Origin of the sequence: Planococcus sp. MB-3u-03, assembly GCF_002833405.1 — a bacterium.
In the GTDB taxonomy this organism is placed as follows: domain Bacteria; phylum Bacillota; class Bacilli; order Bacillales_A; family Planococcaceae; genus Planococcus.
The window spans coordinates 2,663,126-2,685,328 of record NZ_CP025135.1 but is presented as its reverse complement, the minus strand read 5'-3'; the positions used below and the strand labels follow the sequence as shown (position 1 = coordinate 2,685,328).

Sequence of the window (22,203 nt, the reverse complement as noted above, 5' to 3'; positions counted from 1 at the left end):
CTTTTTTATTTCTTACAACATTGTAAGGAGACTGAAAGAGGGAACGATAGAGCGTAAGCCTAAACTCAGGCACAATAAGGGCATAAGATCACCGGACGGAGGTAACATCGATGGAAGAGCTATATGCCGAATATAACCGCTATATCTATCATTTATGCCTAAAACTTACCCGCAACAAAGCTGAAGCTGAAGACTTGATGCAGGAAGTATGGCTGAAAGTAGTACGCTATGAATCATCAATCGCCGAAGTCGACCACGCCAAAGCTTGGTTGACGACCATTTGCATGAATACATTCCGTGACCGCTACCGCAAAAACGTGCGCCGCAGCAAACACATCGCCAACCAGCCGGAAGGACTCGACGTCTCTCTTCTGGATTTGATCCCAACTGATGAGACTGGGACAGCTGAATTATTGGAAAAACAAGATGTCTCTGTCATGATCCGCCACAAGATTTCGGAACTGGATGCGATTTACCGGACGACGATCGTTTACTTTTACGTCCATCAATATTCACTCGTTGAAATCGCAGAGACGATGAAAGTATCGATCGGTACGGTGAAATCCCGCCTGCACCGAGGCAAACAGCGCTTGAAAGACATGCTCATGGAAGACGTAAGAACACGCGAATACGTCGTAATTGCCTAGTATACTCCGAACCCCAGCCGAATAGTGGCTGGGGTTTTGATATGGAAAATAATAACTGATATTTTTCTATGACTCTTCCGCTTATAATGAAGCAAAGGAGCGGGAGAGACATGAGAAAAATCAAGAATTACAGCAAGCGTCGGCGTATTATCATGGGAATCATAGGGATACTTGCTGCGCTGTACATAATTGTCATCATTTGGCATACGTTTAAACCCTTGCCGGAAGGCGTGTCATTCGCAGGCGAGCTGCACAGTGCCGAGCAAGTGGAGATGATTTATGACCTCAGTTTTGCGCAGGATAAAAACGGCAAGGGCTTGCAACATGAAATGAGGATTTTTGATGAAATTAACGGTTTGATCAATCGGGCGGACGAATTTTTAGTCCTCGATTTTTTCTTATTCGATAATTTCAATGACCAGGACGAAGAGTTTCCTGCCATTGCGGAACGTTTGGCCGATCACTTGATAGCAAAAAAGCAGGAAAATCCGGATTTTCAAATTTATTTTATTTCGGACCCGTTGAACACGGGTTATGGGTCGTACGACAGCCTCCTTCTTTCTGCACTTGAAGCGGAAGGGATAGAAGTCATCCTGACAGACCTCGACAAATTGCGCGATTCGATGCCTTTATATTCAGGGCTGTACCGGGTGATTTTCCAGTGGTTCGATAACGACGGAAAAGGCTGGATAAAAAATGGGATGTCGAGCGATGCTCCCGATATGACACTCTCGTCCTATATGAAGTTGATGAATGTTAAGGCGAATCATCGCAAAACCATCATTTCTGAAAAAGAGGCGATTGTCAGCTCCGCCAATCCGCATAACGTAAGTGGCTTCCACGGCAATATGGCTTTTCGGGTGAGCGGGCCTGTACTAGACGATATGCTCGAAGCTGAAGAAGCGGTATCCCACATGTCTGGAGGCCCCGATTTCCCGCGGGCACAGGCGCCTGAACAGCAGGGAGAGTACGGTGTTCAATACGTCACCGAACGCCAAGTGCAAAAAGCTTTGCTGGAGCATATCAATGATACCGAGCCGGGCGACAGCATCCGCATGGCCATGTTTTATTTGTCCGAAAGCGATATTATGGACAGCTTGGTCGAGGCTACCAACCGGGGAGTGGATGTCCGGCTCGTGCTGGACCCCAATGCGAACGCATTCGGAAACGAAAAGACCGGGTTGCCTAACCGCCCCGCGGTCCACGAAATGCGCGCCGCAACCGATGATGAAATGCAAGTGCGCTGGTACAACGCTGTGATCGGGCAATTCCATACAAAAGCGACAATGATCAAGAAACAGGAAGAAACGGTCATTGTCAGCGGAGCAGCCAATCTGACAGAAAGGGCCTTAAGGGATTATAACCTGGAAGCGGATATCCTGATCAAAGCGCCGACCGACAGCGAACTGGTCGGGGATCTCAACACTTATTTCGACCGGCTTTGGGACAATGAAGATGCTCTTTATACGCTGGATGTAGAAGAATATCAAGACGACTTCACCTTCTGGCAGCGCGGCATCTATAACTTCCAAAAACTCTTCAAGCTGACGACTTATTGAATGTAAGTAAGTAAGTAAGTAAGTAAGTAAGTAAGTAAGTAAGTAAGTAAAAAATATGAGAAACATAGTTAGTATAAATAGCTTGCGCTATTCGACTGCGTTACAGGGGCACGCTTGCCGGGGGGCGGGTGTTGAGCCAATGTGCCAAAGTGCATGACACATTTGTCTCGCCAGCCCGCTCGGTCCCCCAGGCGTCGGCCCCTTCCACTTCGTCTCTAGTTTTAGAGGAAAAGAAAACTTCTTCTGTCCACTCGATAGAAAATGAGGAAACGCTTCATGTTTTGTAGCTCGTATCACTTGGATCAAAGAGAATGCGATTTTCAATCCTCATCTTCCAACAAGATATTCGGTTCAAGCACCAACGTGTCATATGCTGCATCATTAGGAAGCGATTCCCCCCTAGCCGGCAACTAGTTACAGAAGCAGATCTGATTAAACACAAGAAACTCAATGAAATCTTACAGCCGCCCAGCGACAAGGGTGAGCCGACGCAGTAAGACAAGCGTTCTTCTTGGCTTACGGCTAAAGGCCAACCCAAAGCAAGGCGGCGAATAGTGAGATGAAGCAAAAATAGAATGTGAGAACGATTCCACAATCAAACTCTCGATCTCTTTTTTTTACTACTCATTCGCGCAGAGTTTTCTCGTAAGCTGTTTATATTCAATGAAAAAACCCGCTGTACACAAGATTTCATGTGTGCAGCGGGTTTTTGGTTTACTCTTCTATTTGCTTGCCGGCTTCGATCCATTCCTCGACGTTCCATACTTTCGTGGCAAGGCCATCGTAGAAATCCGGTTCGTGGCTGACGAGGACGATTGTGCCTTTATAGGCTTGCATCGCGCGCTTCAGTTCGGCTTTCGCATCGATGTCCAAGTGGTTCGTCGGTTCATCAAAGATCAGCCAATTGCTTTCTTCAAGCATCAATTTGCACAAGCGCACTTTCGCTTGCTCGCCGCCGCTCAATTGGTTCATCGGGCGGCCGATGTGTTCGCTCTTCAATCCGGTGCGGGCAGGGCGCCGCGCACTTGGCCCTGGTCCATTGAAGGATAGGCATCCCAGATCTCGTCAATCGGGCGATGCGTCGGTGCTTTGACTTCCTGTTCGAAATAACTAGGCGTCAAGTATTCCCCGCGGATGACGTCCCCATCAAGCGGCTTGATCTTGCCGAGCATCGTCTTGAGCAAAGTCGATTTCCCGACACCGTTCATGCCGACGAGCGCGATTTTTCGCCACGTTCGATCATGAACGACAAAGGCGGCAACAAGGGCTTGTCGTAGCCGATGCGGAGCGCTTCCGCTTCGACAACGTAGCGGCTTGGGCTGCGTGTTTCCTTAAAGGCGAATTGCGGTTTGGCCGCCATTTCCGGTTTTCGATGCGGTCCATGCGGTCCAATTGCTTCTGGCGTGATTTCGCGCGTCCGGTAGTCGAAGCGCGCTTTGTTTTTGCGATGAAGGTCTCGGTTTTCTTGATCATGTCTTCTTGTTTTTCATAAGCTTCGAGATGCTGCTTTTTCGCCAATTCCGCAAGCTCGATGAACTTTTCGTAAGAGGCGGTGTAGCGGTTCAGGCGGGAGAATTCCAAGTGGAAAATAACCCCAGTTACTGAACTCATGAATTCCGTATCATGCGAGATGAGCAGGAAAGCATGCGGATAGTTTTTCAAGTAATTGACGAGCCACTGGATATGTTCTTCATCCAGATAGTTGGTCGGCTCATCCAGCAATAGCACTTTCGGTTTTTCCAGCAATAGTTTGGCTAATAAAAGCTTGGTCCGTTGTCCGCCGGAAAGCGATTCGACGCTGCGTTCAAGCCCGATAGCATCGAGTCCGAGCCCGCGTGCGATTTCTTCCACTTTGACGTCCAAAGTATAGAAATCGCCAGCATCGAGTGCGTCCTGCACTTCCGCCATCTGCTCAAGCAAAGTTTCGAGCTGTTCTGGATCGGCTTCGCCCATTTTCATGGCGATATCGTTCAATTCTTTTTCTTTTTCATAAAGCGGCAAGAAGGCATCCTGCAAAGTTTGGCGGATGGTTCGTCCTGGCGCCAGCTGCGTGTGCTGATCCAAATACCCGTAATGGGTTTTCGGCTGCCATTCGACTTTTCCTTCGTCATGGATTTGCTTGCCTGTCAAAATATTCATCAGTGTCGATTTTCCGACGCCGTTCGCCCCGACGAGACCGACATGTTCACCTTCAACTAAACGAAAAGAAATGTCGTTGAATAAGGTACGGTCACCGAATGTGTGGCTCAGGTTTTCTACTGTTAATAAACTCATATATGTGTTCCTCCACTTTCCATAAAAAAAACCGCGGTTAAAGTTCCGCGAGTTTTTTGTTTAATTCCGCAAGACGTTGTTCCATTTTTTCAAGCCGCGCTTCGGCTTTATCGATCATTTTAGTGTGGCCAGTCGATTCGAGTTTTTCAATATCACCCTGTTGGCGCATGTAATCGTCCTTTAATTCAGCAATGGCGTATTCGATTTCCTGCTTGTTCAACAAAATCACCCTAGTTTTTCTCTGTATTGTACCATAAATAGAGAAAATTTAAATGGATACGCTTGGCTTCTCGCTTTCATTGCGCACTACAACTCCTTTATAATAACAAAAAATGAAAAAAGGAAGTGAGATGCCATCGACAGTTTATTGTTTGATATCATGTTAATTATTTTCCTCGGCGTTCTGTCACAATGGATCGCCTGGCGTCTCCGCCTTCCAGCGATTGTGTTGATGTCGATTGCCGGGTTGTTGATCGGCCCAATATTTGGCGTGATTTCCCCGGAAGAAAGTTTCGGGGATTTATTCCGGCCGCTTGTGTCGCTTGCGGTTGCCATCATCTTGTTTGAAGGCAGCTTGAACTTGAATTTCAAGGAGATCCGCGGATTCAATAAGCCGGTGTGGCGGATCGTTACATTCGGCGCTTTACTTGCCTGGGCGGGAGGCACTTTGGCTTCCCATTATGTCGCTGGCCTTTCGTGGGCAGTGTCATTTGTCATCGGCGGCCTGTTTATCGTGACAGGGCCGACCGTCATCATGCCGCTGCTTCGCCAAGCTAAACTGAAAGCCCGGCCTGCAGCTTTATTGAAATGGGAAGGCATCATCGTCGACCCATTCGGTGCGTTATTGGCTTTGTTTGCATTCCAATTCGTGTTATTTGCAGAAGGGGATGTCACGGCGGCTGCATTCGGCCTGTTCTTCCTGGCTTCGCTGTTCGCTACCGTAATCGGTGCCGGCGCAGGGCTCGGGATGGGCTGGATGTTCGAACGTGGCCAAATTCCGGAATTCCTTAAATCGCCGATGGTGTTCGGCGTAGTGCTGTTGACGTTTGTTATCTCGGATATCGTGATGCACGAAACCGGCTTGCTTGCGGTAACGGCAATGGGGATGGTCATGGCCAATATGAACATCAGCTCCATCAACGATATGCGGCATTTCAAAGAGACGATGTCCATTCTATTGATATCCAGCGTGTTTTTGATGCTGACAGCTTCACTCAGCATGGAAGTCCTGTTTGAAATCTTCAATTGGTCCATCATTTCCTTTGTGTTGGTCATGCTATTTATCGTCCGGCCCTTGTCCATCTGGGTGTCGACAATCGGCACCGACTTGAGCTGGCAGGAAAAAGCCTTGGTCGGGTGGATCGCACCTCGAGGCATTGTTGCACTGACCGTCTCCGGCTATTTCGCCAGCGTCTTATTGGATGCCGGGTTCGAGGACGCGGAACTTTTGACCGCGCTGACCTTTGCGCTCGTGTTCTCCACAGTAGTTGCGCACGGCTTTTCCATTACCTGGGTCGGACGCAAATTGGGGCTCGCTTCCTCAGAAGAGCCTGGGATCATTATCGTTGGGGCCAGCAAGTTCACTATTGCGCTGGCGAAAGCCCTCTATGATATGGGTAAAAATGTGCTGCTCATCGATGATTCCTGGGGCCGCCTGCAAAAAGCGCGTCAGTATGGGATTAAAACATACGTCGGGAATATTTTATCGGAGCACACTGAGTATGAAGTGGAATTCACGCCTTACGAGAAGATGCTTGTGGCATCGGAGACGGATTCCTTCAACGCGCTTGTCGTCAATAACTTCGTTCCGGAAATGGGCCGCATCAATTTGTTCCAGACGGCGCTTCACCAAGGGGATCCTGCTGATTTCCATTCCTCATTAAGCGGGCGGATTCTTTTCGCCGAAGATTGGAATATTCACGTGCTTGATGAGAAAGAAGAGCAAGGCTACGCCATCCGTTCCACGAAATTGACTGAGCGCTTTACTTATGAAGAATTCAATAAGAGATGGTCGGCCAATACGATTCCGTTATTCATCGAAACGGCACAAGGAAACATCGAATTCTTCACTTCCGATAAAGTATTGGAGCCGAAGCAAGGCGATACCATTGTCAGCTTCACAGGCCCAGAGCGCGATTCCGACCGCATCCAAGAACGTTTGGAGAATAAACGCATCAAAAAGGATTCTCAGACTAAAGAATGAAATCTTTCATTATAAGCCCTATCGATACGCACGGGGAATGCGTCTTTGCTATGATAAACAATAGCTGCAGCATACACTGCACCAGATAATCAATGGGAAAAGGCAGTGGAACCCGCTGCCCGCTTACACGTAGTCAAGGAGGATTCAGGATCATGAAGATTTTATTAGTGGATGGAACAATACTGGGGCGCAAGACCGGCGCTGTATTGGAACAGGTCAAAGTCTATCTCGAGCGAGAGAATCCAGAGATGGAATTGAGCATTTTGAATATGAGCGAATATGAGCATCAATTCGTGGATGGCCGCCCGAACGCGGAATACAACGACAGCATGCGTGAAATGGTACAGCGTTTTGAAGAAGCGGACGGCTATATCATTGCCTCGCCGATTTTCCAAGGCTCGATTCCAGGTGTCTTGAAAAACGCATTCGACATGCTGCACCCACGGACGATGCGCTACAAACCGGTGTCGATCGTCGCAAATGGCGGCACGTATCAGCATCACTTGGTCATCGAAAATCAGCTGAAACCGATTCTTGATTATTTCCGCTGCCTCGTGACGCCGAACTACGTCTACACGCACACAAGCCATTTCGATGACACGAACGCCATCATCAATGACGATGTCCATGACCGCCTGCGCGAACTAGCTCGCGTATTTGTGCAATATGCAGAAATGAGCACCCATTTATCAAAAGAAACACTCGATATTGACGACCATTAAAAAAAACCTCCCTCGGGAGGTTTTTTTTATGGCCAGAATACAGGGATTGATGGACTAAAACATAAGGCCAATCAAATGCGCTTCCTCCACAAGAGCGGGGAGAAGATGCTATACTAGACGCTGTAGAAAAGGGGTTTTAGCTTATGAAATCAGTAGTTCTTGCAGAAAAGCCATCCGTTGCGCGCGATATTGCGCGAGTGCTCGGATGCTCCCAAAAGGGAAACGGCTTTTTAGAAGGCAAACAATATATCGTCACGTGGGCACTTGGCCATTTGGTGACGCATGCACAACCGGAACAATACAATAACGACTTGAAAGAATGGAAGATGGAAAGCCTGCCGATTCTTCCGGAGCCGTTCAAATTGGTCCCGATCAAACAGACCATGAAGCAATACAATGCAGTCAAAGCGCAATTGAACCGCAGCGATGTGAAAGAAGTCATCATCGCGACCGATGCAGGGCGTGAAGGGGAGCTGGTCGCCCGCTGGATTTTGGAACAAGCAAAAGTCAACAAGCCGGTGAAGCGGCTATGGATTTCATCTGTCACCGATAAAGCGATCAAAGACGGCTTCCAAAACCTGAAGGACGGCAAAGCTTATGAAAGCTTATTCCAGGCGGCGGTCGCCCGTGCGGAAGCCGACTGGGTGGTGGGCATCAATGCGACGCGTGCACTGACCGTGAAGCATAATGCCCAATTGTCGACAGGCCGCGTGCAGACGCCGACACTGGCGATGATTGCGCAGCGCGAACAAGACATCCGCAACTTCCAGCCAAAACCTTATTACGGCCTTCAGGCAATCAGCGACAATGCATCGTTCACCTGGACGGACGGGAAATCGACGCAGAGTTTCGATAAAGAGCGGATCGACCGTTTATTCGGCAAGCTCGATACAGCGAATAAAGGCACGGTGACGGACGTGAAAATCACGCCAAAAAAACAACCGGCGCCGCCACTATTCGATTTGACCGAATTGCAAAAAGAAGCGTATAAACGCTATAGCTGGTCCGCCAAAGAAACGCTCAATACTTTGCAGAACCTTTATGAACGCTATAAAATCGTCACGTATCCGCGTACGGACTCGAAGCATTTGACGAGCGATATGAAAGACACGTTAAAAGAGAATATCAAAGCGGTACAGGTCGGGGAATACCGTTCGCTTGCGAACACGGCATTGAAAAGTGCAGGCGTTCCGCAAAAAGGCGTCATCGACGATGCAAAAGTGTCGGATCACCACGCCATCATCCCGACTGAAGAAACACCGATGCTCCACGAGCTCAGCGACAAGGAATACAAATTGTACGATATGATCGTCCGCCGCTTCCTGGCCGTCTTCCTGCCACAGCATGAATACGACCGGACGACCGTTACGCTAGATGTCTCAGGTGAAAGCTTCCAGGCAAAAGGCAATACGATCCGCAACGATGGCTGGAAGCGTGTCTATAGCGACGCCGACGAGGAAGGCGAGTCGACTTTGCCGCCATTCGAACAAGGACAGGCCGTGGAATTGAAAGGCATCACCTTGACCGAAGGCAAAACCAAGCCGCCTGCATTCTTCAATGAAGGAACTTTGCTTGGGGCGATGGAAAACCCGGCCCAGTTCATGGCGGGGGAATCGAAAGCGCTGATCCAGACGCTCGGTGAAACCGGCGGCCTCGGAACTGTCGCCACGCGTGCCGACATTATCGACAAATTATTCAATAGCTTCCTGATCGAGAAAAAAGGCAAGGACTTGACGATTACGTCGAAAGGGCGCCAGCTATTGGAACTCGTCCCAGAAGACTTGAAATCACCGAAATTGACGGCGGATTGGGAAACGCAATTGACGAAAATCGCCAAAGGCCAGTTGAAGAAAGAGCAGTTCATGGAAGAAATGGTCGCCTTTTCGAAAAAGTCGGTAGCTGAGATCAAATCCAGCGACAAGAAATTCAAACACGATAACATCACCGGCAAAATGTGCCCGGACTGCGGCAAGCCGCTTCTTGAAGTGAATGGCAAACGCGGCAAGATGCACGTATGCCAAGACCGCGAATGCGGCTTCAAGAAAAACGTCTCGATGCAGACGAATGCTCGCTGCCCGAATTGCCATAAACGAATGGACATGGTCGGAGATGGCGACAATAAAATGTTCGTCTGCAAATGCGGACACCGTGAAAAATTATCAGCATTTGAAAAACGCAAAAAAGCAGGACAATCGAAAGCAAACAAGAAAGATGTTAACAAGTATTTGAAGAAACAAGACGAGCCGCCGCAAAACACGGCAATGGCGGATGCCTTGAAGAAACTGCTCGAGCAAAACGACTGACAGGAGGGGGCAAGGTGGCGAAAAAAGCAGCAAAAACCAACGCCGCACGCATATTGGACCGTGAAAAAATCGATTATGAGCCGCTTCAGTACAGCACCGATGACGGGAAAATCGATGGGGTATCGGTTGCGGCGAAAATCGGAGCACCTGTAGAGACTGTCTATAAGACACTCGTGGCAGCGGGGTCCTCCAAGGATCATTACGTATTTCTCGTGCCGGTCGCCGAAGAGCTGGATTTAAAACTGGCCGCAAAAGCCTGCGGCGAAAAGAAAATCGAGATGGTGCCGGTCAAAGAGATTTTACCGCTCACGGGTTACGTGCGCGGAGGCTGTTCCCCGTTCGGCATGAAAAAGCCGTTCAGGACATTCGTCGCCGAACAAGCCTCCCAGTTGAATGAAATTATCGTTTCTGCCGGAAAAGTCGGGGCACAGTTGAAACTGGCACCGGAAGATTTGCTGAAAGCAACACGAGGTGAGTTTGCGGAATTGACGGTGAAGCCGTAAGTGTTTCCTGTTCGCTGCTCCGGCGTATAGGATTCAGAAGAAAGAAGGATAAAGAATGAAAGTGTCTATGTATTACCGGTGGCTGTTTTTCCTGTTCGGCATGATGTTGCTGGGCCTCGGAATCTCCATGACCATCAAAGGCTATCGTCTCGGCATCGGGCCGTGGGATGTTTTGCATGTCGGCTTGTACGAGAATTTCGGCCTGACAATCGGCACGTGGTCGATCATTGCGGGATTTACACTGATCAGCACTACGTCTCTCGTGCGCCGAAGATGGCCCCAGTTCGGGACTTGGCTAAATATGCTGCTGATCGGTTTGTTTATCGATTTATTCAATTTCCTTCTCCCGGATATCCATTCGCTAATCGGGCAAATCCTGATTTTTATAGCGGGGATTTTTGTGATGGGCTATGGTGTCGGCATGTACGTCTCACCCAAGATGGGAGCTGGCCCACGAGATGACTTGATGCTGATCTTGGTTCAGAAAACAGGGTTCAGCGTCAGCACCATCCGGACAGCGATTGAAGTGATTGTTGCGCTTCTGGGTTGGATGCTCGGAGGACCTGTGGGAATCGGTACCGTGGTGAGTGCACTATTGATCGGCAGGATTGTACAGAAATCACTCGTGCAATGTGAATCTTTATTGAAATGGCTCATTTTAAAGCATCAAAAAGACGTTCCACCGGTGTTGAAAATATAAAGTTGAAAGGCCTAGCGTATGCTAGGTCTTTTTTATATGCGGTTCTAATGAACCCAGAAAAACCTGGCAGTTGAACTAGACAATAGCATATGTTATAAATAAAACCAAGTAACATTATTGGTTTAGTTTAAAATAACATCCAAGAGAGCGAGAGTGCCGATATGGGAAGAGAATTTGTTGAGATATTTGATGAATGGGTGCACACATATGATGACTCGGTAAGTGGGCATGACCCGGAATATAAAGCAGTTTTCGAAAATTACCAGGAGATTCTATCGGCGGTCGCGAAGAAAGCTAAGGAGCCAGTCGTGGAATTTGGCGTCGGCACGGGCAATTTGACTTCAGCACTGCTCCAAGAAGGGCACACCGTAACTGGCATCGAGCCGAATGGCGCCATGCGAAACGTAGCCGCACAAAAATTTCCTGAGCTCGATATAATGGATGGCGACTTTTTGGCATTTGATTTGCCTCAGAAGCCGAACAGCTTCGTCAGCAGTTATGCCTTCCATCATCTGACGGATGAAGAAAAAGCCCAGGCAATTCAGCAATATGCCGAGCTATTGCCTTCGGGCGGGAAAATCGTTTTCGCCGATACCGTATTCGAATCAGCTGAGGCCAAACTCGGGCGCATCGTTTACGAAGAAGGGGAAGGCCATGCGAATCTTGTCGAAGACTTGAAGCGCGAACATTATACAACTGTGCCTGTATTGGAAATGATTTTTCAGGAACATGGATTTGACGTTATATTTACACGCTTAAATGACTATGTATTTTTGATCGATGCGACTAAACGATGAGAGGGAGATTCCAATGAAAAAAATGAATGTAGAAAGCTTTAACCTAGACCATACAAAAGTAGCGGCACCTTATGTCCGCCTAGCTGGTGAAAAAACAGGATCAAACGGAGATACCATCAAAAAATACGATATCCGTTTCAAGCAGCCGAACAAAGAACATATGGATATGCCGGGGCTTCACTCACTTGAGCACATGATGGCGGAGCATAGCCGCAACCATTCGGACCAAATCATCGACATCGGGCCAATGGGCTGCCAAACGGGCTTTTACTTGTCAGTTATCAACCACGATGACTACGAAGACATTTTACGCATTCTCGAAGCGACTTTGACGGATGTCATTGCGGCAGACGAGGTACCAGCATGCAACGAAGTGCAATGCGGTTGGGCGGCAAGCCATAGCTTAGAAGGCGCACATGAACTAGCTAAAGAAATGCTGGCGAAAAAAGACGAGTGGCGCCAAGTATTCAAAGAAGAAACTGCATAAGGGGAATCAGCATGGAATACGCAACAGAGATTCAGCAATTGATCGGCCGTACGCCGGTCCTGGAGTTGACACATAGCACGATTCCGAACGGCTGCCGGATATTCGCCAAGTTGGAATTTTTCAACCCGGGTGGCAGCGTCAAAGACCGACTCGGTGTAGCGTTGATTGCTGATGCGGAGAAACGCGGAGAGCTCAAAGCGGGCGGCACGATTGTCGAGCCGACTGCCGGCAACACGGGCATCGGACTTGCGATTGCGGCAATCGGCAAAGGCTACCGCCTGAAGCTGGTTGTCCCGCAAAAGTTCAGCATGGAAAAACAAACGCTCATGCGCGCATTAGGTGCTGAAGTGATCAATACGCCGACCGCCGATGGCATAAAAGGCGCCATCAAAAAAGCGACTGAAATAGCTGAGCAAGAAGGCGCGTTCATGCCGGCGCAATTCGCAAACGCCGCCAATCCGGACACCTACGTCCAGACGCTTGGCCCTGAACTTTGGGAGCAGATGGACGGCAAGATCGACATCTTTGTCGCTGGTGCAGGATCCGGCGGTACGTTTATGGGCACGTCGCGTTTTCTGAAAGCACAAAATCCGAAAATCAAAACGGTGATCGTGGAACCGGAAGGATCGATTTTAAATGGCGGCGAGTCCGGCCCGCACAAAACTGAGGGCATCGGCATGGAATTGCTTCCGCCGTTTATGGATACGGAGTATTTCGGTACCATCCACACCATTACTGATAAAGCCGCGTTCGCCGCAGTAGCTGAACTTGCCCAAAGCGAAGGGTTGCTCGTCGGCAGTTCATCGGGTGCAGCGTTTGTAGCAGCGCTAAAAGAAGCAGAAAATGCCCCATTTGGCAGCTCCATCGCGACAGTCTTTGCCGATTCGAGCGAGCGTTACTTGAGTCAGGACATTTACGGGGCTCTTTTTAAGGAGGAACAACAATGAAACCGAAAACAAGATTGATCCATGGCGGCATCTTCGGAGACGAAGCGACAGGCGCCGTATCCACACCGATCTACCAAGTGAGTACCTATAAACAAGAAGCAGTCGGGAAGTTCAAGGGCTATGAATATTCACGCACCGGCAACCCAACGCGCCATGCACTTGAAGAACTCATTGCAGATGTCGAATACGGCCACGCCGGTTTTGCGTTCGGCTCGGGAATGGCGGCTATTTCTTCTGTTATGATGCTGTTTTCAGCAGGCGACCACGTCATCTTGACGGATGATGTGTACGGCGGAACGTATCGCGTGATGAACAAAGTGCTGAACCGCTTCGGGCTCGAATTTACATTCGTCGATACGGGTGATTTGGAGCAAGTGAAAGCTGCCGTACAGGAAAATACGAAAGCGATCTTTATTGAAACACCGACCAATCCGTTGTTGAAAGTGACGGATATCGGAGCAGTCGCGACGTTCGCCAAAGGGAGCGGGCTGTTGACGATTGTCGACAATACATTCATGACGCCTTATTTCCAAAACCCAATCTCGCTTGGGGCGGATATCGTCTTGCATAGCGCAACGAAATACATCGGCGGCCATAGCGATGTCGTCGCGGGGCTTGTCGTTGTCAATACGGCACAACTGGCAGAAGAATTGCATTTCGTCCAAAATTCCGTTGGCGCAATTCTTGGGCCGCAAGATTCGTGGCTGTTGATGCGCGGACTGAAAACGCTCGGCATCCGCATGGAAGAGACCAATGGCAATGCGCAGAAAATCGCAGAGTTCCTTGATGGACATGAAGCGGTTGAAGCGGTCATTTATCCTGGGCTCGATAACCATTCAGGCAAAGCCTTGATGGAAAAACAAGCACGCGGCTTCGGCGGAATGATTTCCTTTGACGTCGGCAGCAAAGAAAAAGCGGATGACTTGTTGGCCAAACTGAAATACTTCACCTTAGCGGAAAGCCTGGGTGCGGTGGAAAGTCTGATCTCCGTTCCGGCGCAGATGACGCATGCCTCGATTCCTGAAGACCGCCGTGCAGAACTCGGCATCACAGAAGGCTTGGTGCGTATTTCGGTTGGAATTGAAGATGTGGAAGATTTAATAGAAGACTTGCAGCAAGCATTAGCATAGATTTTTAAAAGAAAGCGGGCAGATGCCCGCTTTTTTTAATGGAATTCTATAGATTTTAATAAAACTAAAAGACTGCCAAATCAGAATATTAATATAATTTACCTAGTGAATGCGCAATGTAGGTATAACCAATATCCTTTATTTCGGGTAACGAAATAAATAGTTTACCCTATTCAGCAAGACCGAAAGAAGTGGTAATCTTTAGAAAGAAAAAATATTCTGATATTTCTGGAAGGAGATACATATTCATGAAAAAAAGCAAATGGTTCCCGATTCTATCAGCGAGCGCACTGGCGCTTTCGCTTTATTCCCCAGCAGCAAGTGCTGCACCGGTTGAGGAGCTGCCGTCACTCGGGGCTTGGGATGAGGATCGCTACGGCGAACGCATCGACATTGACCAAGAGCTGAATCGCCTGACAAATGACGAGACGTTCCAAAAAGAAGCCGAGAAGCGCATTAAAGATCAAGCTGGTGAATTGAATGATGAATCCGCAGACGGTGAAGAAAATGCTGCGGCAAGTGAGCATTTCACTGAAGATCACGGCACGAAGTTGTTCTTGGACCGCAACTTGGCATTTAAAGAATTTACGCTTCGCAGCATTGGCGATAATGTAGAAATTTGGGTTGCGAATGATTTAGCATACGGCCCGGATAACCCGAAACCGGCTGACATCGTCACGCAAGCGCAAGTGGATAAATTGAAGGCTGAATTCGACAGCAATATCTATCCGGTCGCGACCGACTTCTTCGGCACGCCGGATACGCTGGATGGCTCAAAGTCGCCGCTTCCTGGCATGGTTGGCCTACCAGAAGGTTATTATGAAGGATCCGATAAAGTGATCATGCTAGTCGATAACGTCCAAGACGAAGGCTGGAACGATCCATCCTATCCGTTCTTCGTAGCTGGCTTCTTCTGGCAAACGCTTGAAAACTATACGGACCGCAATATCATCACAATCGATACCAATTCATGGGAAACGCGTCTGGAGAGCACGTTCTTCGGCACGACGATTCACGAGCTTCAGCATTTAATCCAAGCCGATAACGACGGCGCAGAAGAAACATGGGTCAACGAAGGCATGTCGACATTCTCTGAATTCCTCGGCGGCTATGGCCACGGTGAAGGGTCGATCAACTTCTATTTGGACCACCCGGAAAACTCGCTCGTAAACTGGGATGAGCATGGAACAGCGGCAACTGGCCCTGAAACGATCGCAGATTACGGACAGGTCTATCTGTTCACGCTTTATATGTACGATAAGTTCGGCCAGGAGTTCATCCGTGAAATCGCAACCGACGGGACGACTCAAGGCATCGCAAGCATCGATAAAGTATTGGAAGACTACGGCACAAACAAAACATTCACTGAGCTATACCAAGACTTCATGACTGCATTGACGCTCGATGACGACACGGTCAGCAAGGATTATAAATTCGACAGCATCGATTTGCGTGAACTGCCAGTCGGTGACGGCGTCCGAGGCAAGACCGTCGACTTCGAGAAAGCAAAAACCTTTGAAAAAGAAGGCGTTCCGGCATGGGGCGGAGACTTTAAGGAATTCGACTTGGACCGTACAGTGCGCGGCATGAAGTTCGACGGCGTGGACTTCCTGCCATTGCAATGGGACACGGTCGCCAATCCGCTAGACGCTTCTGAGCAAGTGCTTCACGCGAATAACGGCGACGAAGCAGACCAAGCCTTGATCTTCGGGGCAACGGTTCCAGCTGACAACGCGACCTTGAGCTTCGAGCATTATTACAATATCGAAGAGCAATGGGATTTTGCAGCAGTCCAAGTGTCTACGGATAACGGCGAAACGTGGAAATCACTCGAGAACGAAAACACGCGTTCCGATGTAGTGGAAGAAGGCTACCCGACGATCAAAGAGAACGTACCAGGCTTCACAGGCGAGAAAACGAATTGGTCTACTGAAACATTCGATTTGGCTGAATACGCAGGACAAGACGTATTGGTCTCGTTCCGCAACTTGACGGACTGGGGTTCCAACGAAGCAGGCTGGTTCGTGAAAAACATCGAACTAGGCAGCTTCACGGCAGATGGAACGTCGACAGAGCCATTCCAATCACTTGGCCAGTTGAAAGGCGAGTATGTCGACTTCACAACGACATTCATTCAAACGAAGAAAAATGGCAAGCAGCGCGTATTTAATGTCGATCCGTACAATGTAACGGAAAAAGAAGCACTCGACTTGCAGCAAGTGCTGCGTGAAGGCAATTTGAAAATGATCACTTCTTATGCAGCAGCGCCAGACCAGAAAGAAGCAAAAGAATTTACGTACGAAGTACTGTACAAAGAAGATAAAAGCAAAGGTAAAGGAAAAGGCAATAACAAAAAATAAGTGATGATGAGAGCGGGCAGTTGCCCGCTCTTTTTTTGCTGTGTTTTTTACAGCTAGATCCATCGTTACAGCAAAGAGCGAAGTAAATACTTGAATATATAGTACAGCGGGTGTACTATAAAAAGAAATAAGTACAGGGGGTATACTAATGTCTCAGGAACTATTCACGGCGTACTCGAAATTCAGTGAAGCCATTTTGGAAGTAAATGCCTATGTAGCAGATATATTCGCTAATCATGAAGAGTTAAAAGCCTATTCTCCGCAACAATTGCAGACTTTGCGGATCATCAAAAAAAATCCAGCCATTTCCCAAAGTGAGATCGCGGATATCCAGGGAGTCTTTAAAACAGCCATCTCCAACCGAATCAGGAAATTGGAGCAAGATGGCTTAATTGCCATCTTGACCAATCAGGATCTACGTAAAAAAGCCATTTCAATTACTCAAAAAGGAACGGAACTATTGGTGATAAGCGAGACAGTCATCTTTGAAAATCTGAATGAGTTGCTGGCGGAACGCTTTACAGGTGATGAGATCATAAAGTTCACTAGCCAATTGGATGAAATCGTCAATTGTTTGAAAATGGAAAAGGATGGCGAAAAACAATGATTCATGAACTGAAAACGGTTTTCTCGAAAAAAATGCTGATTATCTCGCTAATAGCTGTCATGTTTTTACCGGTTATCTACAGCGCTTCGTTTTTGACCTCAATGTGGGATCCATATGGAAAAACGGAGGATCTTCCAATTGCGGTCGTCAATGAAGACCAAGAAGTTGAATTAGAAGGGGAAAGCATTCATATCGGTGAGGAGATTGTGGCCGAGCTTAAAGGCAATGATGATTTTGAGTGGCATTTCGTCGGAAGTGATGAAGCACATGCTGGTGTGGTCAAAGGGGATTATTATGCTTCCATTACTTTGCCCGAAGATTTTTCGAGTAATGCTTCCTCACTTTTGACCGACGAGCCGAAAGAAATGGCTTTGGATGTGGAGACCAATCCAGGCTATAGTTACTCTGGTAAATCGATTGCGGACCAAAGCATCTTGGCCGTGGAAACGGCAGTAGCTTCCGAAGTCCGGGAATTATACACCGAAAAAGTATTTGAAACGGTAAACGACATGAATGACGGCTATAAAGAAGCTTCATCCGGTGCAGGGGAGTTAGCGGACGGGGCGGAGCAGCTGGCAGAATCGGCAGGGCAATTAGGGGATGGCATGGAAGCCCTTGCCGCCCAAGCACCTTCACCGCTAGCTGCAGAGCTTGAAAAACTAATCGAAGGAAACAAGCAGATCAGCCAAGGCATCGATGAATTAGGCAGTGGATCAGCGAGTTTGAGCGATGAGTTGTCCGCAGCGTCGGAAGAAATTTCAGCGTATGCGTTTGAAACGGCAAATGCCAAGCTCATCAGCGAACCCGTGGAGGTAAATAAAGAGACCGTAACTGAAGTCGAAAACTATGGCCAGAGCTTTGCGCCTTATATTATTGCGCTCAGCTTGTTTGTCGGGGCAATCGCTTTTCGACCATTTATCCTTTCCGGACACGCGACCGTGAATCGACGACACTGCTTATTTGGTGGGGCAGTAAACTATCGGTCATATTGGCACAAGGAACGTTCCAAGCGGCTTTATTAGCTGTGTTCATATTGAAAGTCTTGGATATCCCTGTGGAAAATCTAGGGTCTTTCCTGTTGATTCTCTTTGTCATTTCGAATACGTGGATGTTCATCTTGTCTGTTTTGGTTGCTGCATTCGATAAAGTGGGAAACTTCCTGGGAATCTTGCTGTTGGTTTTGCAGCTTGGTGCCAGTGAAGGAACCTTTCCGATCCAATTGACGAATGGCTTTTTCCAAGCTGTCCACCCATATTCCCCCATGACGTATGCAATCAAAGCATTGAGAGAGTCGATTTTCGGCTTTGAAGGAAATGTTCCGTTCGAACAAGCATTATGGATTCTTGTGGCTATTTTATTGGCGATGATTTTGCTCTTAGGGGCCGTCTATTATTTCCGCTTCCAGAAAGAACGGAAAACAGCATCTGAATTAGCAAAAAGAGGAGCGGCCGTCTGAGGCCCGCTTTTTCTTTTGGAAAAAATCCCGGTGTGATAAGATGGAGTCAGAATTTGTTTTTTGAAAGGAAGAGGACTGTGTCGAAAAAATTAGATGCGTTTTTGGAAGAAAACTTAACGGAATTGAAAGAACAAGGCCTATATAATGAGATCGATCCGGTAGAAGGCCCGAACGGAGCGATTATAAAAATCGGCGGCAAGGACCTGATCAACTTATCATCAAACAACTATTTGGGGCTTGCAACAGATGAAGACTTGAAGAAAGTGGCGATTCAAGCGATCGAAAAATACGGAGTCGGCGCTGGCGCTGTCCGTACCATCAACGGGACACTCGACTTGCACGTGGAATTAGAAGAGAAATTGGCTGAGTTCAAAGGAACCGAAGCGGCGATTTCATTCCAATCCGGCTTCAACTGCAATATGGCTGCGATTTCTGCAGTCATGGACAAGAACGATGCAATCCTGTCCGATCAATTGAACCATGCGTCAATCATCGACGGCTGCCGCTTGTCAAAAGCGAAAATCATCGCGTTCAAACACTCTGATATGGAAGACCTTCGCCAGAAAGCGAAAGAAGCGACTGAATCTGGCCAGTACAATAAAGTAATGGTCATCACAGACGGCGTCTTCTCGATGGACGGCGATATCGCGAAGCTTCCGGAAATCGTGGAAATTGCAAAAGAGTTTGACTTGATCACGTACGTTGACGACGCGCATGGTTCAGGCGTCACAGGTAAAGGGAAAGGTACTGTGAAGCATTTCGGCTTGGAAAAAGAAGTCGACATGCAGATGGGGACACTCTCGAAAGCAGTCGGAGTTGTCGGCGGTTATGTAGCCGGCAAGAAGCAATTGATCGACTGGCTGCGCGTGCGCTCCCGCCCATTCTTGTTCTCGACAGCAGTAACGCCAGGGGACGTCGCAGCGACGACGGCCGCAGTTCAAAAAATCATCGATTCGACAGAACTTCACGACAAGCTTTGGGACAACGGCGATTATTTGAAGAAAGGCTTGAAAGAGCTTGGCTTCGATATCGGCGATTCTGCAACACCGATCACGCCATGCATCATCGGTGACGAGAAATTGACCCAACAGTTCTCGAAACGCTTGTTCGAAGAAGGCGTCTACGCGAAATCGATCGTCTTCCCGACGGTTCCACGCGGCACTGGCCGTGTGCGCAACATGCCAACAGCGGCTCATACGAAAGAAATGCTCGACGAAGCGATCGAGATCTACGCAAAAGTCGGCAAAGAACTGAATGTCATCAAGTAATACCACACCCGCACAGCTAATTGAGTTGTGCGGGTTTTTTTGAGCTTATGAAGAGTAAGGACGAGTAGGGGGGAGATTGCGCTTCAAGGGGCCTGCAGGATGCGAGTCATGCAGCTGGAGCGACAGGACGTCGCGTTGTCAGCTGCCCGGGGATGGGGCGGGTGTTGAGCCAATGTGCCGCAAAGAACGCGGCACATTTGTCTCGCCAGCCCGCGCGGTCCCTCAGGCGTCGGCCCCTTTTCGCTCCATCTCTAGTTTTAGAGAGGAAATGAAATGCATTTGGCACTGGACTTAGTGCGAATAATTTTGTGCTGCTTCGCAAGTCCAAATTGGATAGCTATGGCAACTTCACCACTAGCAAGTCTAGCTAAGCGCCCCCACCAACGGATGCATCCAATCAACAGCGATACTTCCTCGGAAGTAAAGTCCAATGAAATCTAAAAGCCGAACCGTGCAGAAGGGCGAGCCGAAGCCATAAGACGAGCGCTTTTCTCGGCTTATTGCGGGAGGCCAGCCCAAAGCGGGAGGCGGCTAGTTCATGACGAAGCATATATCGGACCATTCATCACGCTCTCAAGTCCAATTAAGCAGCTGCATCCTGTGGATGAAATTAGCTTTGATTAGCTTTGCAAAATCAAACTGAATGGTCGGGATGGATTTTGCAATTATCAATTACAACTAAGCGTCATGACCAGCGGATGAAGTCAATTAACAGCGATACTTCCTCGCATGCAATATCCAAAAAATCTAAAAGCCGAACCGCGCACAAGGGCGAGCCGAAGCTATAAGACGAGCGTTCTTCTCAGCTTATGGCGGGAGGCCAGCCCTAAGCGGGCGGTGTCTGCTTGAAGATGAAGCAACCAATGGACATTATACCTCGCTCACTTGTCTCACTAGCAGTTTGTTTCGGTTAGCTTACAATAAAATCCCCCTCCAGCAATCGGCTGAAGGGGGATATGCTTTATTATTCGGCAGAATCGCTTTCTGCTTGCTGGGCATTGAAATAGATGGAAGCGAAGACTTTTGCGGTTGTGTTCATCGCGTCTTCATTGAAATCGAAATTTTCGTGGTGGTGCGGATAGACGAGCGCTTCATTTGCCATTTTCGCGCCGACAAAGAAGTACGCCCCTGGCTTCACTTGTGTATAATACGCAAAATCTTCGACCGGCATGATCGGGTCGATGTCGATGACATTGTCTTCACCGACGACAGGGCGAGCGGAAGTGCGGACGATTTCTGCCGCTTCCGGGTGGTTCCACAGCGAATCGTAGCCAGTCTCGACAATCACTTCAGCGCGTGCGCCCATGGCAGCGGCGACGTTTTCAGCGACTGAGCGCACGCGTTCGCTGGCGAGCTTGCGCAGTTCCGGGTCGAACACGCGGATTGTGCCTTCCATGACGGCTTTGCTTGGAATGACATTGTCAGCATCTCCCGCATGAAATTTGCCGATCGACACGACAAGTTCTTTCAGCGGGTCGGCATTGCGGCTGACAATCGATTGCAGTGCGACCATGATGTGGCTCGCGGCAAGGATCGGATCGATGCCGGTATGCGGTTCTGCGCCGTGGGTTCCGGAGCCGTAGACATTGATTTTGATGGCGTCTTCAGAAGCTTGCAAGTAGCCATCACGAAGATAGACTTTGCCGGATTCCATTTTGCTTTGGAGATGCGCACCGAATACACGGTCGACGCCATCCAAGCATCCGTCTTCGATCATCGCGCGCGCACCGCCTGGGGACAGCTCTTCGCCGAATTGATGGATCAGCACGATCGTTCCGGGCAGTTCGTCTTTGATCGCCATCATTGCTTTCGCAAAGCCGAGGAGGCCGGCAGTATGGCCATCGTGGCCGCAAGCATGCATGACGCCTGGAATCGTCGATTTATAAGAAGCCTCTTTTTGGTCGTCGATCGGAAGCGCGTCAAAGTCAGCGCGGAAAGCGATTGTCTTGCCGGGTTTGCCGCCGCGGATCGTTCCGACGACGCCTCGTCCGCCGACACCCCGGCGCACTTCAACACCCATTTCCTCTAAGCGATCTGCGATATAAGCGGGCGTTTCCACTTCCTGATGGGACAGTTCCGGGTGCATATGGAGATGGCGGCGGATATCCACCATTTCTGTTTGTAGAGAATCAATCATGGTATCGGTTTGTTTTAATAAGTTCATCAATCATAAACTCCTTTATCCTGCAAAAATTTTAAACACACACTGACGCCATTATACGCCGTATTCCATGAAGCAT

The 22,203-nt window shown here is 48.7% G+C and carries 18 protein-coding genes and 1 pseudogene; 16 read left to right on the top strand and 3 right to left on the bottom strand.

Annotated features, from left to right (window positions below):
- Positions 1 to 110: 110 nt before the first annotated feature.
- Both CW734_RS14685 and CW734_RS14680 read left to right on the top strand, forming a co-directional pair.
- Entirely contained in the window at positions 111 to 647 is a 537-nt protein-coding gene (locus tag CW734_RS14685; RefSeq protein WP_068870191.1) for an RNA polymerase sigma factor, read from the top strand.
- A 110-nt stretch (positions 648 to 757) separates the two neighbouring features.
- On the top strand, positions 758 to 2,206 hold the full coding sequence (locus tag CW734_RS14680; RefSeq protein WP_232787078.1) for a phospholipase D family protein: 1,449 nt from the start codon (positions 758 to 760) through the stop codon (positions 2,204 to 2,206).
- Positions 2,207 to 2,920: 714 nt separating this feature from the next.
- On the opposite strand, the pseudogene CW734_RS14675 reads toward CW734_RS14680, so the two are convergent.
- A pseudogene (locus CW734_RS14675) lies at positions 2,921 to 4,480 on the bottom strand (ABC-F family ATP-binding cassette domain-containing protein).
- A gap of 37 nt (positions 4,481 to 4,517) precedes the next feature.
- The gene (locus tag CW734_RS14670) at positions 4,518 to 4,700 is read right to left on the bottom strand and encodes an SE1832 family protein (protein ID WP_101192202.1); all 183 of its coding nucleotides are present in this window, start codon (positions 4,698 to 4,700) and stop codon (positions 4,518 to 4,520) included.
- Between the two features lie 159 nt (positions 4,701 to 4,859).
- Between CW734_RS14670 and CW734_RS14665 the strand changes: the two genes are divergently transcribed.
- The 14 genes from CW734_RS14665 (at position 4,860) to CW734_RS14600 (ending at position 19,963) form a co-directional block, all read left to right on the top strand.
- The gene (locus CW734_RS14665) at positions 4,860 to 6,683 is read left to right on the top strand and encodes a cation:proton antiporter (protein WP_101191393.1); all 1,824 of its coding nucleotides are present in this window, start codon (positions 4,860 to 4,862) and stop codon (positions 6,681 to 6,683) included.
- 152 nt (positions 6,684 to 6,835) lie between these two features.
- Positions 6,836 to 7,405, top strand: coding sequence for an NADPH-dependent FMN reductase (locus CW734_RS14660; protein WP_101191391.1), 570 nt, complete (start codon positions 6,836 to 6,838; stop codon positions 7,403 to 7,405).
- A 143-nt stretch (positions 7,406 to 7,548) separates the two neighbouring features.
- On the top strand, positions 7,549 to 9,708 hold the full coding sequence (locus tag CW734_RS14655) for a DNA topoisomerase III (RefSeq protein ID WP_101191389.1): 2,160 nt from the start codon (positions 7,549 to 7,551) through the stop codon (positions 9,706 to 9,708).
- A 14-nt stretch (positions 9,709 to 9,722) separates the two neighbouring features.
- Positions 9,723 to 10,211 (top strand): Cys-tRNA(Pro) deacylase, encoded by a 489-nt coding sequence (gene ybaK, locus CW734_RS14650; RefSeq protein ID WP_101191387.1) that lies wholly within the window; start codon positions 9,723 to 9,725, stop codon positions 10,209 to 10,211.
- A 55-nt stretch (positions 10,212 to 10,266) separates the two neighbouring features.
- Positions 10,267 to 10,911, top strand: coding sequence for a YczE/YyaS/YitT family protein (locus tag CW734_RS14645; RefSeq protein ID WP_101191385.1), 645 nt, complete (start codon positions 10,267 to 10,269; stop codon positions 10,909 to 10,911).
- Between the two features lie 161 nt (positions 10,912 to 11,072).
- The gene (locus CW734_RS14640) at positions 11,073 to 11,708 is read left to right on the top strand and encodes a class I SAM-dependent methyltransferase (RefSeq protein ID WP_101191383.1); all 636 of its coding nucleotides are present in this window, start codon (positions 11,073 to 11,075) and stop codon (positions 11,706 to 11,708) included.
- Between the two features lie 13 nt (positions 11,709 to 11,721).
- A complete protein-coding gene (locus tag CW734_RS14635; protein ID WP_058382886.1) occupies positions 11,722 to 12,195 on the top strand; it encodes an S-ribosylhomocysteine lyase in 474 nt (157 codons plus the stop codon).
- An 11-nt stretch (positions 12,196 to 12,206) separates the two neighbouring features.
- The gene (locus CW734_RS14630) at positions 12,207 to 13,142 is read left to right on the top strand and encodes a PLP-dependent cysteine synthase family protein (RefSeq protein ID WP_101191380.1); all 936 of its coding nucleotides are present in this window, start codon (positions 12,207 to 12,209) and stop codon (positions 13,140 to 13,142) included.
- Positions 13,139 to 14,272, top strand: a complete 1,134-nt coding sequence (locus CW734_RS14625) for a bifunctional cystathionine gamma-lyase/homocysteine desulfhydrase (RefSeq protein WP_101191378.1) — start codon at positions 13,139 to 13,141, stop codon at positions 14,270 to 14,272. Before CW734_RS14630 ends, CW734_RS14625 begins: the two co-directional genes overlap by 4 nt.
- A 248-nt stretch (positions 14,273 to 14,520) precedes the next feature.
- On the top strand, positions 14,521 to 16,632 hold the full coding sequence (locus CW734_RS14620) for an immune inhibitor A domain-containing protein (RefSeq protein ID WP_101191376.1): 2,112 nt from the start codon (positions 14,521 to 14,523) through the stop codon (positions 16,630 to 16,632).
- Between the two features lie 148 nt (positions 16,633 to 16,780).
- Positions 16,781 to 17,239 carry a MarR family winged helix-turn-helix transcriptional regulator gene (locus tag CW734_RS14615; protein ID WP_101191374.1) on the top strand — a complete coding sequence of 153 codons (459 nt, stop codon included), beginning with the start codon at positions 16,781 to 16,783 and terminating at the stop codon, positions 17,237 to 17,239.
- Positions 17,236 to 18,261 carry a YhgE/Pip domain-containing protein gene (locus CW734_RS14610; RefSeq protein WP_101191372.1) on the top strand — a complete coding sequence of 342 codons (1,026 nt, stop codon included), beginning with the start codon at positions 17,236 to 17,238 and terminating at the stop codon, positions 18,259 to 18,261. The genes CW734_RS14615 and CW734_RS14610 overlap by 4 nt, the downstream gene beginning before the upstream one ends.
- A complete protein-coding gene (locus tag CW734_RS14605) occupies positions 18,153 to 18,695 on the top strand; it encodes a YhgE/Pip family protein (RefSeq protein ID WP_101191370.1) in 543 nt (180 codons plus the stop codon). The genes CW734_RS14610 and CW734_RS14605 overlap by 109 nt, the downstream gene beginning before the upstream one ends.
- Positions 18,696 to 18,772: 77 nt before the next feature.
- Positions 18,773 to 19,963, top strand: a complete 1,191-nt coding sequence (locus CW734_RS14600) for a glycine C-acetyltransferase (RefSeq protein WP_101191368.1) — start codon at positions 18,773 to 18,775, stop codon at positions 19,961 to 19,963.
- A 964-nt stretch (positions 19,964 to 20,927) separates the two neighbouring features.
- Here CW734_RS14600 and CW734_RS14595 read toward each other — a convergent pair.
- Positions 20,928 to 22,127: a M20 metallopeptidase family protein gene (locus tag CW734_RS14595; RefSeq protein WP_180956287.1), complete on the bottom strand. Its 1,200-nt coding sequence runs from the start codon at positions 22,125 to 22,127 to the stop codon at positions 20,928 to 20,930.
- Positions 22,128 to 22,203 lie beyond the last annotated feature (76 nt).